The organism is Corynebacterium sp. CCUG 61414 (genome assembly GCF_024453945.1).
Taxonomy (GTDB): Bacteria; Actinomycetota; Actinomycetes; order Mycobacteriales; family Mycobacteriaceae; genus Corynebacterium; species Corynebacterium pseudogenitalium.
Window position 1 is genome coordinate 197219 of the sequence record NZ_JAGPYU010000002.1, and the last position, 17893, is coordinate 215111.

Genomic DNA, 17893 nt, shown 5'->3' on the forward strand with positions numbered 1-17893 from the left:
CCAGCCGGTTACGCTACGTTCAGTCCGGCGAACAGGGATGAAGGAGAGCGGACGGGGTCGAAGTGGCCGTCGACTAGCCAGACATACGTTGCCGCGTATGGATGTGGCAGTAGATGAAGCATGTCCTCCGTCGCGTCGGGGTAGAGCGCGCGCATCCAACCCTCAGCTACCGCGGGGTTGACCGGCGCACCCGACTGGGCGGTGAATCGTGCTTCGATGATGTACGCGGGACGTGCAGACGCTCCGTAACCTTGCACCATCGCCTGAGCCCGCGGGCCGACTCTCCGCCGCGTAAGCGCAAGGTTGATGTGTTGCTTGTCTATGACTCGCGGCAATGCGATGACCGGCGGGCGCCACGAGCCAGTTGGTCGTGCAAGAGAGCGAGGGTGCTTGACTGTGGCACTGAGGGCTTGGACGGTGTCGTCAAAGCGATGAATAATTTCTTGAGCAATCGTTGATTCGTAGAACATGCTTCGAAGCGTACGAGAGCAGCTAGACATGGAGTAGCGAAATTGGCCATGTATTCGAACAACCGTGCTAATGTTATTGCGTAATGGGACGCGAACGCGAAGAAAGACTAGTGTTGTCGCTGGTATGACGGAACAAACATATAAGGGCGGCGCGTCACCAAAGCTGCCATCAGTGATATGGGTGCTGTGCACCGCAGCGTTTATCATTGCGCTCGGCTACGGGTTCATCGCCCCGGTGTTGCCACAGTTCGCCGCCAGCTTCAACGTGTCCATGGCGGCCGCTGCAGCGGTGATCTCCGCGTTCGCAGCAGCTCGCTTGCTGGGCGCGCCAGGCGCGGGCGCGCTGGTGGATAAGCTCGGATCACGGCCGGTGTACCTCACCGGGCTAAGCATTGTTGCGACTGCAACCTTTGCCGTGGCGTTTGCTCAGGCGTACTGGCATATTTTGGCGTTGCGCTTTATCGCCGGCTTCGGATCCACGATGTTTACGCTCTCCGCACAGGCCTTCATCGTTCGCGTGATTCCTCCCGGCATTCGTGGGCGAGCGAATGCACTTTATGCATCGTCATTCTTGCTTGGCAACATCTTCGGGCCAATCATCGGCGCTGGCCTCAGTTTCCTTGGATACCGAATTCCGTTCGCAGTCTACGGTGTTGGTGTCGCTCTTGCGGCAACTATCGTGTGGGTTGCTACGTCTCGGCAACACAAGCCAGAGGCGCCGAAAATACAGCGGCCGCCAATGCCACTGCGCCGAGCCTGGAAGCAACCCACGTACCGTGCGTTGCTCGCCGTCGCCTTTACAAATGGTTTTGTGAACTTCGGTGCGCGCGTTTCGGTCCTTCCGCTGTTCGCTGCGGCGATATTTGCAAATGGTGGCGCGGCATCCGGACTTGCGTTGACTGCGTTCGCGCTGGGCACGGGCGTCACGCTGCAGTTTTCTGGTCGGCTGGCTGACCGAATCGGACGTCGTCCTTGCATTCTCGCAGGTCTTGCGGTCTCGGCAATATTCACGGGCACACTCGGACTCGCCACGACAGTGTGGGTGCTGTTGCTGGTCTCAGTGTGCGCGGGTGTTGGCGGTGGGCTGATGAGTCCTGCCTCGCAGGCGACGTTAGCTGACATCATCGGCAATGACCGCTCGGGTGGCAAGGTAATTTCTACCTATCAGATGGTGCAGGACTCCGGCCAGATTGCGGCACCGATTGCGATCGGCTTTCTGGCGGAGGTGTTCGGCTTTGCTATCGCGTTTGGCGCCTGCGGAGTAGTTGCTCTGGTCGCTCTATTGCTCTGGGCAATGTACGGTAAGGAATCTCTGCACAGGTCCACTGCGTAAAGGAGCACGGTGCGAATTATTATTGACTGCGCCCCGGGGGTCGAAGACACGCTTGCGTTGGCATATGTCGTGGCTGCGCACCATCGCGGGCGAGCTGAATTGGAGTGCGTGACAACCTCAAGCGGTAGCGTCTCAGCTGCACAGTGTGCCCAGCATGCTGCGTGGGTGTTGGCACGCTGTGGCCTGCCCGCTGTTGCGGTCGCAGCAGGTTGTGACGCGCCAAAACATCAACCGACGCGCGATGCTGGTCTGGGCGACGCCCAAGTCCCAGAGCGGTACGTTGCGAATGACTGGGACCTGTTGTGGGCCGACGCGTGCGCGCGAGGTACACGGGACCTGTGCTTGATTTGCACGGGCCCGTTGACAAACCTCGCCGAGTTTTCACGGCGCTACCCCGAGTACTTCGACGCACTTGAGCACATCGTTGTGTCTGAATCCAGCCTTCTACTCGACCGAGAAGCCTCCGATGTGGTGTTGCAGGACACCCCGGTGGCGATCACCGTCTGTGCAGCACCGGAAACGTTGGGGCAGGTAGATGTGCAACGGTGCGCACCGCTGGCAGAAGTCGGGGCCACCGCGGTTACTGGCGTTTCGCTTCTCGCGGCCCAGGTCGCGTTAGGTGATATCCAGACTGGTGGGCAGTGTGTGACGCTCGCGCCTGCCGAGGAAGATGATGACCCGAACGCGCTGGTGCTCGACACCGCGGATGTAGACGAAGAGGACGTCGTCAAGCTTTTCGACGCCTGCTGCGCCACGTTTGACGCTCTTGCACGCGGCGATGATGCTCTGGACGTAACGAGGCACCTCCGGGCGGAGGACTAACGCAGACAAAACGCCCGCCGGGGTGTGTCCGGCGGGCGCAATCGAAGGGTATGGGAAAGGCTTATGCCTCGGTGAGGCCAGCTTCGACCATCACGCCACGAAGGGTGTTGGCGGAGTGATCGAACTTTTCCTTCTCGCTATCTTCAAGGTGCAGCTCGACAACCTCGCGGACACCGTTGCGGTTGATGACCGCAGGGGTGCCGATGTAGATGTCTTCCTGACCGTACTGGCCTTCAAGGAGAGCAGAGACTGGCAGTACGACGTCCTCGTTCATCAGGATTGCGCGGGTGATGCGGGCAAGGCCAGCACCGATACCGAAGGACGTGGAGCCCTTGGCTTCGATGATCTTGTAGGCGGCATCGCGGGTTGCGACGAACATCTCGTCGATGCGCTCGTAGATCTTCGGATCGGTTTCTGCTTCCTTCTCCAGACGACGACGTAGCGAAACGCCAGCGACGGAGCCGGATGCCACGACAGGCAGCTCGGTGTCGCCGTGCTCACCGATGATGTAGGAGTGGACAGAGCTTGCGGAAACACCGAAGTACTTGCCGAGGTTGCAGCGCCAGCGTGCGGTGTCCAGGATGGTGCCGGAACCCACGACCTGTGCGGAGGAAAGACCGGTCTGCTTCCAGGTGGCGTAGGTCAGGACATCGACAGGGTTGGTTGCAACCAGGTAGATGCCGTTGAAGCCGTTGGCCATCACTTCCTTGTTGATGGACTCGAAGATCTTCACATTGCGGCCCACGAGCTCAAGGCGGGTTTCGCCGTCGCGCTGTGCAACACCTGCACAGTTGACGATGAGCGCTGCGTCGCGGCAGTCCTCGTAGGTGCCGACCGTGATCTTGGTGTTGTGGCCTGAGTACGGCATTGCGTGGTTGAGGTCCTCGACCTCACCCCACGTCTTCTTCTCGTTCAGGTCGATAATGGCGAGGTGGTCGCAAATGCCCTGGTTGAGAATGGCGTATGCGAACGCGACGCCGACATCACCAGCACCGATCAGGACAATCTTGTTGCCTGGTGTGATGTTGTTCGACGGGGTAGACGGATTGGTGATAGTCATGTGATCTCTCCTGAATCCAGTAAAACTATGTTCCGCTACCCATCATTGCAGATTTTCCGCCACAATGGGAATACCAATCGAAATATGTAACCAAGATAACGGAAATAGGCGGGCACAACCGGGCATTGATGGCTTTGGGGTATTAAAAGGGGAGGCGTGGCGCACGATGGAGTGGGTCGGCGCCCGTGGCGATTCGCCAAGTTTGACCTTCGATATCTACTGCAGGACCAACAAAATGCGGTTCAGCTGGAGTTACTCGTACGGCGAGGCTATCGCCATTCTTGCAAATCGGAAGGCAGAGGGCCTCTGCGATAGCTTGGTGGCGCCGGTAGTCCCCAAGGATCAAGATGCCTTCCTCCTGGAGGCGTGACCTTGATCCGCCGTTGTATCGAATGCGCTTCATTGGGTCTTTCTGCTGAGCGACAGTGTAAATGATGCCGCGCGGAATGAGCACCTGCTGGATTGAGCGAAACAACATGTCGAGGCGCTGTTGCCCAGAAGGCAATTCCATAATTTTGGCGACAGTTTCCTCATCCGCATGGAGGAGCACGTTATTCGGGTACGGGTGATCGAACCAGGCCCACGCAATTTTGTTGCGTGCTGCTGCCATGATGGTTCGCTTGCGGTCACGGTTTCCACCTGCGGTGAGGATGTCGTCGGTGATTTTGACGAAGCCTACTCGGAAAGTGGAAGTAACCTCATTTGCGTGGCAGAGCATGGCGTGGTGGCCAACTGCTTCCATCGGGATCATCCAGCCGTAGGGGTTTTTGGAGTATTTACAGTCAACTTCATGGCCGAGGATCTTGAAATCCATCTTGTCGCCGTCCGTGATAGTGCCGTCAAACCCTCGGCGAATGTTAATTTCAACCAACGATCCAATGTGGGCAAGTTCTGTCTTGCTCAGCTGCGCTGGGTCGAACCGGCCCGTGTGCTGGCCGTCATAGGCCTGGTCGAAAGTTTGTCGAAATATTCTTCCCATTGCTTCGCCGTCGGGAAACTCGTTACGGAAGAGCTCGGCGAGTTCATGGGAAAAATCGCCATCAAGGTTGTGTGTCATGGGCAGATCCTATGCGTGCGTTTGAAGCGCCAGTTGTGGGGCCACCTCGGGGGCTTTCGTTACGGCATTGCAGGAAAGTAGTGCGTCCTTGATTGCGGTTCCGATTGCAGCCGCAACCGGTGGCGGAAATGCATTGCCGACTTGGCGCCATTGGGCGGTCTTGCCACCTTGCCAATCCCAATCTTCAGGGAACCCTTGGATAACGCCGCCCATCCGCACGGTAAGGCGGGGAAGGTTGTCCGGGTCATCGACAGGGAAGTCGGGGCCTGGTGCGCTGTCTGCGATCGAAGTTCCTCGGACGCCGAGCTTCTTCCATGCTGCCTTTGCTCGAGTCGGGCCAACGTCTGGTCCGCCGTGCTTCTTTGATCCGCCAACGAGCGTCGGTGCTACCGTATCGGCTCGATCTGCCCATGCGTCCGCTCCCGGCCAGCCATTTTCTCCCATTAGGTGGCGAAGTGCGCTACCAACGGATGTGTGATGCATATTCGGGGTCGGCCATTCGAAGTACTCGGCAAACTCGTGTTTCAGGGCTACCAAAATAAACCGTGGGCGCAGTTGGGGGACACCGAAGTCTGCCGATTGAAACAGTGACCAGTAGGTGGTGTAACCCATCCGATCGAGCTCACTGACAATTTCATTGCGGTAGGAATCAAACCGCTTTTGGCCAAGGCCTCGGACGTTCTCCAGCATGACGGCTTTTGGATTGATTTCTCCTACCAGTCGTAGGGCTTGCGGGAACAGATCACGCTCGTCGTCTGCGCCGAGCTGTTTTCCCGCGATGGAAAAGGGCGGACACGGAACGCCACCTGCAAAGAGATCGACCTGATCGCGCCATACGGTGCCGTCGAAGTCATGTACATCCATTTCGTGTACTGGCCACGGATGGGGATGGTCGCAGCCGCGATTGGCTCGCAGTGTCTCTGCTGCCCAGTTGTCGATTTCCACCACGGCTAGATGCTGGAAACCTGCTTGCTCGAGCCCAAGTGCTTGGCCTCCAGCGCCAGCGCAGATCTCGATAGAGGTCAACGTGGGCTCGGAAGTAACCGTAGACAGGCGCATCGCGTCTCCTTCTGGCTAAAACTTGGAATATGTAGGCATAGGATAGCGTGCACAGCAGACAATGGATACTTTTATTCGAAATTATGTGCTACTTCATCTCGTAAGTGACGTGCGCTGCCGCAACTGCCTTTGGGCGCCCGGTGACAAAGTAGAGCACAGTCATGATTACCACGAACGCAACGCCTACGGCGAGCGCCATGTGATACTGCGGCAGCCACACCATGATGCCGAATGTGAACAAGATGAAAATGATCGCGAACCACTGCCCGTAGGGCCAGAACGGTACAGGGAAGCTCAAGGTCTCGCGCTCTGCCGCGGACATGTTGCGACGAGATGCGACGTGTGCCAGCAGGATCATCAGCCACACAAACACGGTTGCGAAGGTGGCCAGCGCTGCGATGGTCTCGAAGACGTTCGGATAGAGCGCGTTGAGCACCACGCCGATGATGAGTACGAGCAACAGGGTAATGGTCGTCATTACTGGGATGTCGCGGATGGTGCGCTTCATGATCTTCGGGGCTAGGCCTTCCTTCGCCAGGCCAGTAAGAACGCGCCCAGTGCCGAACAGGTCTGCATTAATTGCAGAAAGGGCAGCAGTGATGACCACCAAGTTGAGCAGTGCAGCGGCCCAGTTCACGCCAAGTGTGTCAAAGATCTGAACGAAGGGGCTTTCTTCACCAGTCATTGCACGCCACGGGTTGAGCATCAAGATAACCAGGATGGCGAGGACATAGAACAGAAGGATGCGCAGCGGTACGGTGTTGACGGCCTTCGGGATCGAGCGGTCCGGATCGTCTGCTTCGGTGCCGGCGACGCCGATGATCTCAGTTCCGCCGAAGGCGAAGAGTACGAGGATGAACGCTGCGATCATGCCTTCGATGCCGTTCGGGAAGAAGCCACCGTCGTTCCAGAGGTTAGAGATTCCGGTCGTCTCTGGGTCGGTACCCAAACCAAATGCGAGGATGGCAGCACCGCCGACGATCATCGCCATTACGGCGACGACCTTAATGAGCGTGAATGCGAACTCCAGCTCGCCGAACCAGCGCACGGATGCGAGGTTCGCCGCACCAATGACCAACAGAGTAGTGGTAATCCATACCCATGCTGGGGTGTCGGGGAACCAGAACTTCATATAAATGCCGATGGCAGTCAAGTCCGCAAGGCAGACGATCATCATCTCGAATGCGAACATCCACCCGGTAATGTACCCGCCCAGGCCACCAAGGTGCTCCCTGGTGTACACCGCGAACGACCCACGAACCGGGTGCTGCACACTCATCTCACCCAGGGCGCGCAACATAAAGTAGACGACGGCCCCTCCGAGCAGGTACACGAGGAGCACCGAGGGGCCGGCGGCCTGAATCGCGCCGGCGGAGCCGTAGAAGAGCCCGGTGCCGATCGCCGAGCCGAGGGCGATGAAGTGAATATGGCGGTGTGTAAGCCCCTTGGGCTTCGACGAGCGGGAAGTCATGGCAGACATCATAACGTTTAATTACGCTGCCCTGTAAATTATTCACAGGTAATTCTGTGAGTTCGGTCGCGTTTTCAGGCAGCGCTACTGCGCAGTATCAGCATCGCGCTTCCGCGAGCGTGCAACTGCGGCAACTGCCAGTGCGATAACGACGGCGGCACCGGCAGTGATGAGCATCCACGTCGGCATACCACCGTCATTTTCTGTGGCGGTCGTTTCGGCCGAGTCTTCCTTGGCGGAGATTTGCTCACGGATCCAGTCCGCCTGCGAAGCAACTGGCGCAAACGCGACCTTCGGGCTCACTCCTTCCTCAGCGGAGTCCGGGTTGTCTGGATCCATGAATAGTGATGCAGACGCGATGGCTGCGACTTTGCCTTCGCTGAAGAGCGCGCCGCCGGAATCACCGGGCTGGGTTGCTGCCCCACCTTTCATGGTGGCTTCGACGCCGTCGGTGCCGTCAAACAGAATCATCGGAGTTGGGCCGTCGACGGTAGCGTCTGCGTACGGAAGGGTGCGTCCGGCACCAGAGCCATCAGAGGACCAGCCGTAGAAAGTAGCGTCGCTGCCTGCAGCTGGGATATCGCTAGCAAGCTCAGGATAAGCATCGAGTCCGAGGTCCTCAGAGGTGTGCAGCAGCGCGATATCGCCTTTCGGGGTTGTCATCCACTTATCGACGTCATAAAACTTCTGGTTATCACCCTGGCCAGTACGCACGGACCCGCCAGCTTGTGGCAGGTGGTCCATACAATGGCGCGCAGTAATAACCCAGTGGGACGCAATGGCGGTACCTGTGCACACGCCGGTGTCTGGGTCATCGTCCGCGGTGCGGACGGAGACTACTGCGTTGGACTCTGCCGAAGGCTCAGCGAACGTATCGGACTGCATTGCCAATGCAGGTGCTGCCGGGAGTGCTACGAGCGCGGCAGCGACGCAGGAGCTAAGAATACGAGTGGAAGTGTGCAGTTTCATGAGTTTTCCTTTTCTTTAGTGTTGGAGCGGAGGAAGATCGGTCCGGGTTGCGCGAGCCACGATCATGCGCATCGCGGCCTCGAGTGGTCCACGGGCGTAGAAGCTGCGCCACAGCACAGCGAAGGCGAAAGCAACTGCCAGCGTGAGTACTGCGTATACCACCCCGCTGTGGCCGTTGGCCGTGACAACGTGTGCGCAGTACACCGTCAGAGGCATCCGGCCCATGTCACAACCAAACGGAACAAACTGTGCGAGGATGAGACACAGCGCAGTGATACCAGTCGCGACGGCGCACTCGCTGATCACTGAAATGAGTCCCCCGGTGTGCCCATTCGGATCGATCGCGGCGATGAATAGGCCAGCACCTGCCGTGTTGAGGTGCAGCCGAGCCGCAATCACCGCAGGCAGCACCGCCGCCGCGACAATGACTGCGACCCAACGACGCCATGGGTGGTGGAGGATGACACGCCACGACACCATGCCCGCAACCATGAGTGCCGCCCACGAAAAGACAGGGTAGGGGGCACCGAAGACTGCGGCCGGTAGTGCAACAACTGTCCCGAGCGCCGTCGTTGCAGCCGAAGCAAAGAGCAACCCCGCAAGCAGTAAGCCCAAACGCGCAGTTGGCCAGTGGGGAAGCGTCGCTAAGCAGAGGTAGCAGATGCCAAAGACAAGGAGCACAACCTCGATGTCGCCAGCGAACGGCACGAGGAGCACATGCAGCACAATCAGTAGCGTCCCACGAACATAAAAGCCATGGCGACAGCGCGCGACAGCCTCGCCGCCTACCGCTTGGGCGCGCCGGGCCATCAGCTCCATCGAGATGCCAGCCAGGAACGCGAACGTTGCTGCGGGGAAGCCGTAGAGCAACTGACCCGTGACGCCAGCAGGATGGGTGAGGTGCGCGAAGATCATGGCTGCGAGTGCTACGGCTCGCGCGTAATCAATACCGTGAACTCGCAGATCCGGTGTGGAAGTCTTTGACATGCTCCTCACGCTATGCAGGGCGATGTTGCGAGAGCGTTAACATTGCGACCCCGTAAGAAGCCCCAATTAGAATCACAGCAGAATACAAGAACTCCAACGTGGAAGGGGCTGTTGTGGCTGCACCGCCGAAGATTTTGATCGTTGAGGACGAGACGCTGCTCGCCGATGCGTTAGGCAAAGCACTGCGCCGTGAGGACATGCTCGTTGATGTGCGTTACGACGGCCGCTCCGCGCTCGACCGCCTGGAATCACAACCGATAGATGTGATCGTGCTCGACCGAGATATCCCCGAGGTTCACGGCGACGACGTCTGTGCAACCGTCCGTGAGCTGTACCCAAACACGCGGGTGCTGATGCTCACGGCGTCCGCAACGCTCGAGGATCGTCTCCAAGGCTTCGAGATTGGGGCGGACGACTATCTGACCAAGCCGTTCGAGCTGCCCGAGTTGCTGGCTCGCGTCAAAGCCTTGTTGCGACGAGCCGCACCTGAAACAACCTCGACGCTCACGTGCGGCGACGTCATCCTCGACAGAGGCACTCACCAAGTCCACCGAAGCGGCGCGTCGATTGCGTTGTCGCCGAAAGAGTTCGCGGTGCTTGAAACGCTGATGCGAGCACAGGGGCACGTTATTTCCGCGGAGCAGCTCTTAGAAGAGGCATGGGACGCGAACGCGGACCCGTTCTCCAATTCGATTCGCGTCACTATCTCGCACTTGCGGCGCAAGCTGGGGCAGCCTTGGATTGTGCAAACAATGCCCGGCGCTGGCTACTACGTTGCGGAGGAGCCGTACCAATGAGGCTTTCACTTCGCGCGCGTACGTCGTGGTTGTTCGTGGCAACGGTTTTTACCGCAGGGCTGAGTTTGACTGCGGTGGTGTACCTCTACCTGCGCCTGACTCCGGTACCTGTGCAAGCTGTCATCGAGGGCGTCGGGGGCGTTCCCGGCAGTGACGGAGCATTTATTGATGGCTCCGTGCCCATCTCACACGAGGTGCTCAACGTGATGCTCGGCGCCTCGCTCGTCGCGCTGTGCGTGCTGACGGCGCTCGCCGGCGCCATCGGTTGGTTCGTCGCGGGTGTGTTGCTCAAACCCGTACGTACCATCGCGGCGACTGCACGTCTGGTCTCTGCTGGCGATCTTGATCAGCGGTTCGACTACGAAGGCCCCGCTGACGATGTCGCTGACCTCGCGCACGCACTCGACTCGATGCTGGAGTCCCTCGCGCACTCCATCGCGGCACGGCAACGCTTTGCATCAAACGCGTCCCATGAGCTGAAAACCCCGATCGCTACCATTCAGACCATCGCAGATGTCGCGCTACTAGACCCGAATGCACCTGCAGAGGAGCTACGCGACGCCATCCGCGACATCCGCACCGTGAATGCGTCGTCTGCGGAGATGGTCACGTCGCTGCTGAACTTCAGCCAGGCCGAGGCCAAAGTACTCGAGGCGCGCGACATTGACATCTCAGAGCTCATTACCACTGTCGCCTCGAGCGCCGAAGGTATCGACGCCACCATCGAGCCAGACATTCACGTCCTCGGCGACGTCGTGCTATTGCGCCACGCGATCCAAAACCTCATCGAGAATGCTCGTATCCACGGCGCGGACGGGACTGTGCAGGTGCGTGTTTGCCGGACTGGATCCGGCGATGGGGTCGAAGTGGGCGTCGTCAATGATGGGGACGTGTTGGACCCTGCCACAGTCAGCCAGCTCGTAGAGCCATTTAGCAGGGCGAATGCGCGCGTTGCTGGGGCGCGTCCGGGGCACGGACTAGGGCTAGCGCTGGTTGATACGATTGCGCGTGCGCACCACGGGGAGTTGGAGCTCGAGGCGCGAAGCGCTGAAGTTGGTGGCGGACTCGTGGCGCGGATGACATTGCCAGTGGCGAATAGGAAAATCACTGCAGGGTGGCGTACTGTGGGGAAACAATGATCACTTCCGAAAACGCCACCGGCGGCGAGAAAGAGCCGGATATGAATGTGTCGGAAAATCAGGAAAACCCGCAGGATGTCGCAGCAGATGCTGCACGTGAGGACACCAGGGATGCGGGAGTTTCTGAGGAAACCGGCGCTGCGCAAGACGCAGCCAATGCCGAAACTAATGAGACTGAGCAGATTTTGAGCCTTGCCGACGTCGTCGGTGGCGACGTGGCGGACCTCGCTGGGAGCGAGGCGGACGAGGCCACAGAGGCAGACGAGACCGCTGAAGAGCCAGTGAACGGGTTCGAGAACCTGAATCTGCCTGAAGAAGTCGTGGATGCCGTGAAGAAGGTTGGCTTTGAGCAGCCATCCGCGATTCAGGCTGAAACCATTCCACTGTTGATGGAAGGCCGCGACGTTGTCGGCCTTGCGCAAACGGGTACCGGTAAGACGGCCGCGTTCGCGCTGCCGATCCTTTCGCGGATCAACCGCAAGGAGCGCTACCCGCAGGCACTGATCCTCGCGCCAACACGTGAGCTTGCGCTGCAGGTATCAGACTCTTTCCAGTCGTTTGCAGACCACCTTGGCGGGATCTCCGTGCTTCCGATTTACGGTGGCCAGGCATACGGTATCCAGTTGTCCGGTCTGCGCCGCGGTGCCCAGATTATCGTGGGTACTCCGGGCCGCGTCATCGATCACTTGGAGAAGGGCTCGTTGGACATTTCCAACCTGCGCTTCCTTGTCCTCGATGAAGCAGACGAGATGCTGAACATGGGCTTCCAGGAAGACGTGGAACGCATCTTGGAGGACACACCGGAAGAGAAGCAGGTTGCGCTGTTCTCTGCGACGATGCCGAACGCTATTCGCCGTATCTCGAAGCAGTACCTCGACAACCCGACTGAAGTCACGGTGAAGTCGAAGACGCGCACCAATACGAACATCACCCAGCGTTACCTGTTCACGGCGCACCGCAACAAGCTCGATGCGATCACCCGAATCCTTGAAGTCACTGAGTTTGAGGCAATGATTGTCTTCGTGCGTACGAAGCAGGAGACTGAGGAGCTGGCTGAGAAGTTGCGTGCCCGCGGGTTCTCCGCAGCTGCGATCAACGGCGACATCGCTCAGCAGCAGCGTGAGCGTACCGTTGATCAGCTTCGCGACGGCCGCCTTGACATCCTGGTCGCTACCGATGTCGCTGCTCGTGGCCTGGACGTTGAGCGCATCAGCCACGTGCTGAACTACGACATCCCGAATGACACCGAGTCATACGTGCACCGCATTGGTCGCACCGGGCGTGCAGGCCGTACAGGTGAGGCGATCCTCTTTGTCACTCCGCGTGAGCGTCGCATGCTGCGCTCCATTGAGCGCGTAACCAACGCGACCATCGAAGAGATGGATCTGCCGACGGTCGACGAGGTCAACGAGAGCCGCAAGACGAAGTTTATGGACTCCATCACCGAGTCGCTCGAGGCGAGCGAGGTGCAGGTGTTTAGGTCCATGGTCCGCGAATACTCCGCTGCCAACAACGTGCCGATGGACGACATCGCCGCCGCTTTGGCAACGCAGGCTTTGGCGGGTGACGAGTTCCTGATGAAGGAGCCGCCGAAGGACCGCCGCGATCGGCGGGACCGTGATCGGTGGGATCGCGACGACCGCCGTGGCCGCGGGCGTGACCGTGATGACCGTCGTGGAGGCCGCAGCCGCTTCGACCACGATTCGGAGAACTTCGACACCTACCGCCTGGATGTTGGCAAGCGCCAGCATGTTCGCCCGGGTGCAATCGTTGGTGCGCTCGCCAACGAGGGGGGCTTGAGCTCCAAGGACTTTGGTCGCATCACTATCGGTGGGGACTTCACCCTGGTTGAGCTGCCGAAGAACCTGGACAGCGCGGTCCTTGATCGTTTGACGGATACCCGTATTTCCGGTCAGCTGATCAATATTCAGCGTGATCACGGTGCACCTCCGCGCGGACGCGGCGGGCGCGGGCGCGGTGGATACGACCGCGATGATCGCCGCGGTGGCCGCGGGCGCGGGCGTGGCGGTTACGACCGCGATGATCGCCGCGGTGGCCGCGGGCGGGGACGTGGCGGTTACGACCGCGACGATCGCCGCGGTGGCCGCGGGCATGACCGCAACTGGGACTAAGCGCCCTTGAACCTGAGCGCACCTGCTGAGTAATGACTACTCGGCGGGTGCGTTTTTCATAGCTTGGTTGTGCAGTAGACTGCACAGGCATGAAGTTGAATCGCCGTTTGCTCACGCTGGGATGGGCGCTTGTACTCGGAGCGGGCGTCGTAACGAACTTGCCGACTGCGCAGGCACAGAACCTGCAGCGAGTAGAGCAGGGCGGAGCCGTGATGGTTGAAGGCGGCGGTTACTGCACCGTCGGATTCAATGAACCGTCTCGCAGGCGAAGCCTGGTTGCGGCGCACTGTGGACCGGACGGTGCGCGTGTGCGCATCGTCGACCACAACGCGAGGGTTGCTTCGCCACAGCTCGGCACCCTGTATCGTTCGAAGGCGTACGATGGCCGCCTTGGCAATGACTGGGCCGCTATCCAGTGGGACGCGCCGGTGCAGATCGGCGGCAACCGGTTCTCCGGTGACGCGTGGGTAAACCCAAACACTATCGCCGTCGGTGAGCGCGTGTGCTACTTCGGGCAAACATCGAACCGGCCGACGGGCGCCCCCACGTGTGGTCGCTTCGGCGGAGCAGAAGGAAATACGTTCTTCGTCGAAGCGCCGATGACCCGTCCCGGCGACTCCGGTGGCCCGCTGTGGATTCCGGGCCGCGGATTTGTTGGCGTTGTTTCTTCGCAGTGGGTTGCACAAAAGGTACCGCTGCTGGGCTCGCGCGACCTGGTCGTTGGCGTGCACGCTACTGATGGGCCTCGCGTCGCTGAGTCACGCTTGTTGGGCCTGTATGCGCAGAACCTCATGATGCCGGCTTCGGGCTCGGCCGTTGGCCCGGCTGCTGATGCGGTTCGTGGCGCTGTGACTGACGGGTTCAGTGCACTCGCAGGGTTCCTACCAGGCGTAGTGAATTACAGCTAGCTCATTAGCATTCCTGCAGAACTGTGCCAGTATAGAAGTATGTTGACAAGGAAATTCATATCTTCGCTGGCCGTCGCAGCATGCTCGACTGCAGTCCTCGTGCCAAGCGCTACCGCGGCACCAATCCAGCCGACCCAGGGCGATGCTATCTATACCGGTAGTGGTCTGTGCACGCTGGGATTTAACGATCATGAAGCTGGTGTCAGTTACACCGCTGCGCACTGTGGACACGATGGGGCTCGTATCGCGTTATACGACAGGAAAACTGATCGTCCCACTACGGAGAGCATCGGGACGCTGCATCTCTCACCTGGATACGATCATTCATTTTCGAATGACTTTGCCTGGATCGAGTGGGACCGGGGCGTCACGATGGGCGAAAACATCTACTCCGGTGACGCAAAGGCCGACATCACTTCGATCAAGCGGGGCGTGAAGACGTGCTTCCACGGGGAAACATCCCACACGGGCACGAACGACGTTACCTGTGGGAAGTTCCATCGCGCTGCGCGTGGTGGGGGAGGATTTTCTGCGACGGTGGGCTCACCCCAGTCAGGCGACTCCGGTGGACCGATTTGGGTCGAGGAACAGGACGGGACAAAGAAGTTTGCAGGGGTCTTGTCAGCCGGCCCAGCATTCGGCAACGCAGGTTTCGCCAGCATAAATGGCATCAAGATTAACGGAAAGGATTGGCTGTGGGCCGCCCCGATTGTTGAGGGGAAGAGGGTGAGTCAGTCCGAGGCGTCGGACCTGGTTTTTGGAGCTGCTGGCATAAATGAAGCCGGTCTCTACGACCGGCTGCTGTCCTCCGACAAGAGCTCGGAGCGGGACTCCTCGTCGAAATCCGAAAGCTCCAGCGATATGACACCGGGTGAGATTGCCGCGATCGTTGTTCCGATCGTGTTGGCGTTGCTTAGCCTGGCGTCGTCGATAAAGTTTTAGTGACTACATAGTTGGTGCTGGCAAGAACATCAGCACCAACACGATGAACCACAAAAGGTTAAAGACACCAGCGAACGCGGAAGCCTTAGCTTTCGACTTTTCAAAGTTCGCGGTGACATCGGCTGGGTCGGCCTCGGCTGGCTCCAGCTCACCGAGTGTACCGACCATCTTGCGCTGGGTCGGGATGACCACGAAAAGCAGCAGTGCCCAGGCGATGACTGCCAACACGATAGAGGTGTGCAGGAAGTAGTTCGTCTTGTACGCAGCCCAGTCGCCGAAGAGGATGGCGACACCGAGCAGCGGAACGAGTGATGACGCGATGCCGTAAGTGCGCGAGATGCGGTACAGGATCGACGCGCGACCGGCAGCGGCCGCATCGCCCGCCTGTGCTTCGGCGGCCTGGCGCGGGAACATCGAGGTGGATACGACGATCGGGCCCAGCAGCAAGATGGCGGCTGCGACGTGAAGGAAAGTTAACAGAGTAGTCATAGGCAACCACTGTACTTGATACGTCCACCATCACCTAGGCGAATTGGTGGTAGGGAACATACCAATTCCAATGAGGTGGGCGGCGACGCCTCGCCATCCCTTGCATGCACGGCGCATTGTGCGAAGGTCATTGGTGGTTACGCGCAGGTCGTACATGTTTGCAACGCGTGCCAGCTGCCGTGCGTATGCGCATTGCTGCGGGATCGATGGAGGCATCCACTCGCTCGGAAGCATGTCTGACTTTTGTTGGTTCGCCTTGCTCGAGGTCACGATGAGGTTGTGGGGGTCATTCGCGAACCGGAGTCGCTGCTCGTCGCTCCAGGCGAAAGCACCCATGTCCCATGCTGCGGAGAGGGGGAAGAGGTGGTCGAGCTCCACATCCTTAGGTCTGATGCGTTCGCGGGTGTACGGATCGATAGCGTCAACCGGCTCCCACTGCCGGTGGGGAACGTTGCAATTAGGCTGCTCAAACGCGTACGCCATGGCATGCTCGCGAGTCGTACATCCGGTGGCATGGCGCTGCCAGCCTGGTCCGAAGTTGTCCCGCTCGTAGCCGATGATAGTAACGCGTTGGCGGGTCGTGGGGGCGTCGATACGCGAAAACCCCGTTGGAAACGGGGCGTACGCGATGGTCAGGATAAGTAACAGAGTGAGGTAAACACGCACGTCTAGTTAGACGCGTGGGAGGCCCCTTCGGTTCCCGCAGTCGCCTTGAGCGCGTCAGCGAACGTTGCGTCCGGAGTGGTGAGCGCAAAGTTTGTCACTGCAAGAGCATGGTCAAACTCGTCTTCGACGCCCTGCTTCGGCTTGGTCAGCAAGGAGACAGCGACAAGCGCGATCGTCGCGAATGCGATACCCGGAACGATTTCGTAGATGATGCCGGACAGCGTGTCGGAGGAGCCCCACACGAATACCGTGATTGCACCGACGATCATGCCAGCGATGGCGCCCGGGGCAGTGAGACGACGCCAGTACAACGATGCAATTACAACGGGACCGAAGCTTGCGCCGAAGCCTGCCCACGCGAACGCGACCAGGCCCAGGATCGTGTCCGATGGGTTGATTGCCAGTACCATCGCGACCGCTGCAACCAAGACCACCATCGTGCGCGAGAGCACCAGCAGCGCCGTCTGGCTCGGACGCTGCTTCGCCACGGCCCGATAGATGTCCTCAATAAGCGCGGAGGAGGTGATCAATAGTTGGGAGGACATTGTGGACATAATCGCCGCGAGCACCGCTGTAAGGACGATACCTGCAATGAGTGGGTGGAAGAGGATGCGGGCCAGGTCCAAGAAGATGGTTTCGAAGCCGCTTTGGTCAGTGACACTGTGCGGTGTTTCGGCGAAGAAGACCGTCGATACGAGCGCGGTGAACACCGCACCTGCAAAGCAGATGGTGACCCAGCTGATTCCGGTCCGGCGTGCGCTGGCTGCCTCAGCCGGGGAGCGCAGCGCCATGAAGCGGGTAACAATATGTGGCTGTCCCAGGTAGCCGAAGCCCCACGCCAAGTTGCCGATGATGGTTGCCAACGAGACACCGGCGATCATGTTGAAGTAGTCCGGGTTGCCGGCCTCCCACGGGCCGTAGGCGTTGTGGGAAGCGAACGAGAAGATATCAGAGGGGGTATCGAGCGAGATCAGTGCCATCAGTGGCACCGTGACCAGCGCCAAGAACATCAAGACCCCTTGGACAACGTCGGTATAGCTCACAGCGAGGAAGCCGCCGATGAACGTGTACAGCACAGTAATCGAACCGACGATGAGTACGCCTGTGAGGTAGTCACCGTGGAAAGTGGATTCGAAGTAACGGCCACCCGAGACCATGCCTGACGAAACGTAGAACGTGAAGAAGAAAATAATGATCACGGCCGCGACAAACCGCAGGACGTGTGAGGAGTCGCGGGTGCGGTTCTCGAAGAAGGACGGCAAGGTAATCGAGTTATTTGACACTTCCGTATAAGCGCGGAGGCGTGGTGCGACAAACTTCCAGTTCGCCCACGACCCGACCAAGAGTCCAATAACGATCCACAGCTCGCTCATGCCGGAAACGAACAATGCGCCCGGCAGCCCCATCAGCAGCCAGCCCGACATATCTGATGCGCCCGCGGATAGGCCTGCTACGAATGGGTGCAGTCCACGGTCGCCAAGAACGTAGTCGTCATACTTGCTCGTCTGGATCCACGAATAAAACCCGATGGCAACCATGACACCGAAATACAACACAATGGCAAGGACAAGCCAGAAGCTATCGGCCATGTT

At 59.4% G+C, this 17893-nt stretch carries 17 protein-coding genes; 7 read left to right on the forward strand and 10 right to left on the reverse strand.

All coding sequences use genetic code 11. From position 1 onward, the window contains the following. Positions 1-8: 8 nt before the first annotated feature. Positions 9-470 carry a hypothetical protein gene (locus tag KBX14_RS03200; RefSeq protein ID WP_070362666.1) on the reverse strand — a complete coding sequence of 154 codons (462 nt, stop codon included), beginning with the start codon at positions 468-470 and terminating at the stop codon, positions 9-11. 124 nt (positions 471-594) lie between these two features. On the opposite strand from KBX14_RS03200, the gene KBX14_RS03205 reads away from it, so the two are divergent. Both KBX14_RS03205 and KBX14_RS03210 read left to right on the forward strand, forming a co-directional pair. Further along, positions 595-1803 (forward strand): MFS transporter, encoded by a 1209-nt coding sequence (locus KBX14_RS03205; protein ID WP_252931051.1) that lies wholly within the window; start codon positions 595-597, stop codon positions 1801-1803. 9 nt (positions 1804-1812) lie between these two features. Further along, on the forward strand, positions 1813-2625 hold the full coding sequence (locus tag KBX14_RS03210; protein ID WP_252931050.1) for a nucleoside hydrolase: 813 nt from the start codon (positions 1813-1815) through the stop codon (positions 2623-2625). A 61-nt stretch (positions 2626-2686) separates the two neighbouring features. Here KBX14_RS03210 and KBX14_RS03215 read toward each other — a convergent pair whose 3' ends face one another. The 6 genes from KBX14_RS03215 to KBX14_RS03240 all read right to left on the reverse strand — a co-directional run bounded on the left by KBX14_RS03215 (position 2687) and on the right by KBX14_RS03240 (position 9228). Then, positions 2687-3685, reverse strand: coding sequence for an L-lactate dehydrogenase (locus KBX14_RS03215; protein ID WP_070362663.1), 999 nt, complete (start codon positions 3683-3685; stop codon positions 2687-2689). A gap of 142 nt (positions 3686-3827) precedes the next feature. Next, a complete protein-coding gene (locus KBX14_RS03220) occupies positions 3828-4742 on the reverse strand; it encodes a NaeI family type II restriction endonuclease (protein WP_256041825.1) in 915 nt (304 codons plus the stop codon). Positions 4743-4751: 9 nt separating this feature from the next. After that, positions 4752-5801 (reverse strand): DNA cytosine methyltransferase, encoded by a 1050-nt coding sequence (locus tag KBX14_RS03225; RefSeq protein WP_070362661.1) that lies wholly within the window; start codon positions 5799-5801, stop codon positions 4752-4754. Between the two features lie 88 nt (positions 5802-5889). Next, complete coding sequence (locus tag KBX14_RS03230; RefSeq protein WP_252931048.1) at positions 5890-7272, reverse strand: amino acid permease; 1383 nt, start codon at positions 7270-7272, stop codon at positions 5890-5892. 84 nt (positions 7273-7356) lie between these two features. Beyond that, the gene (locus tag KBX14_RS03235) at positions 7357-8241 is read right to left on the reverse strand and encodes a trypsin-like serine protease (protein ID WP_252931047.1); all 885 of its coding nucleotides are present in this window, start codon (positions 8239-8241) and stop codon (positions 7357-7359) included. A 15-nt stretch (positions 8242-8256) separates the two neighbouring features. Then, positions 8257-9228, reverse strand: coding sequence for a hypothetical protein (locus KBX14_RS03240; protein ID WP_256041826.1), 972 nt, complete (start codon positions 9226-9228; stop codon positions 8257-8259). Between the two features lie 113 nt (positions 9229-9341). Between KBX14_RS03240 and KBX14_RS03245 the strand changes: the two genes are divergently transcribed. The 5 genes from KBX14_RS03245 (at position 9342) to KBX14_RS03265 (ending at position 15146) form a co-directional block, all read left to right on the forward strand. Next, positions 9342-10025 carry a response regulator transcription factor gene (locus KBX14_RS03245; RefSeq protein WP_070362658.1) on the forward strand — a complete coding sequence of 228 codons (684 nt, stop codon included), beginning with the start codon at positions 9342-9344 and terminating at the stop codon, positions 10023-10025. Further along, positions 10022-11164: a HAMP domain-containing sensor histidine kinase gene (locus KBX14_RS03250; RefSeq protein WP_256041827.1), complete on the forward strand. Its 1143-nt coding sequence runs from the start codon at positions 10022-10024 to the stop codon at positions 11162-11164. The genes KBX14_RS03245 and KBX14_RS03250 overlap by 4 nt, the downstream gene beginning before the upstream one ends. Next, positions 11161-13296, forward strand: a complete 2136-nt coding sequence (locus KBX14_RS03255; protein WP_070976269.1) for a DEAD/DEAH box helicase — start codon at positions 11161-11163, stop codon at positions 13294-13296. Before KBX14_RS03250 ends, KBX14_RS03255 begins: the two co-directional genes overlap by 4 nt. Before the next feature lie 89 nt (positions 13297-13385). Then, on the forward strand, positions 13386-14204 hold the full coding sequence (locus KBX14_RS03260) for a trypsin-like serine protease (RefSeq protein ID WP_256041828.1): 819 nt from the start codon (positions 13386-13388) through the stop codon (positions 14202-14204). Positions 14205-14243: 39 nt separating this feature from the next. Further along, a complete protein-coding gene (locus KBX14_RS03265; RefSeq protein ID WP_256041829.1) occupies positions 14244-15146 on the forward strand; it encodes a trypsin-like serine protease in 903 nt (300 codons plus the stop codon). Between the two features lie 3 nt (positions 15147-15149). Here the strand turns inward: KBX14_RS03265 and KBX14_RS03270 are convergent, their stop codons facing one another. From KBX14_RS03270 to putP, 3 genes are read right to left on the reverse strand one after another with little or no spacing between them, the layout of a single operon-like run. Then, positions 15150-15635 (reverse strand): DUF2269 family protein, encoded by a 486-nt coding sequence (locus tag KBX14_RS03270; protein WP_070362653.1) that lies wholly within the window; start codon positions 15633-15635, stop codon positions 15150-15152. A 30-nt stretch (positions 15636-15665) separates the two neighbouring features. Further along, complete coding sequence (locus KBX14_RS03275; protein WP_070362652.1) at positions 15666-16301, reverse strand: HNH endonuclease family protein; 636 nt, start codon at positions 16299-16301, stop codon at positions 15666-15668. Between the two features lie 2 nt (positions 16302-16303). After that, complete coding sequence (putP, locus tag KBX14_RS03280) at positions 16304-17890, reverse strand: sodium/proline symporter PutP (protein ID WP_256041830.1); 1587 nt, start codon at positions 17888-17890, stop codon at positions 16304-16306. Positions 17891-17893: the final 3 nt, after the last annotated feature.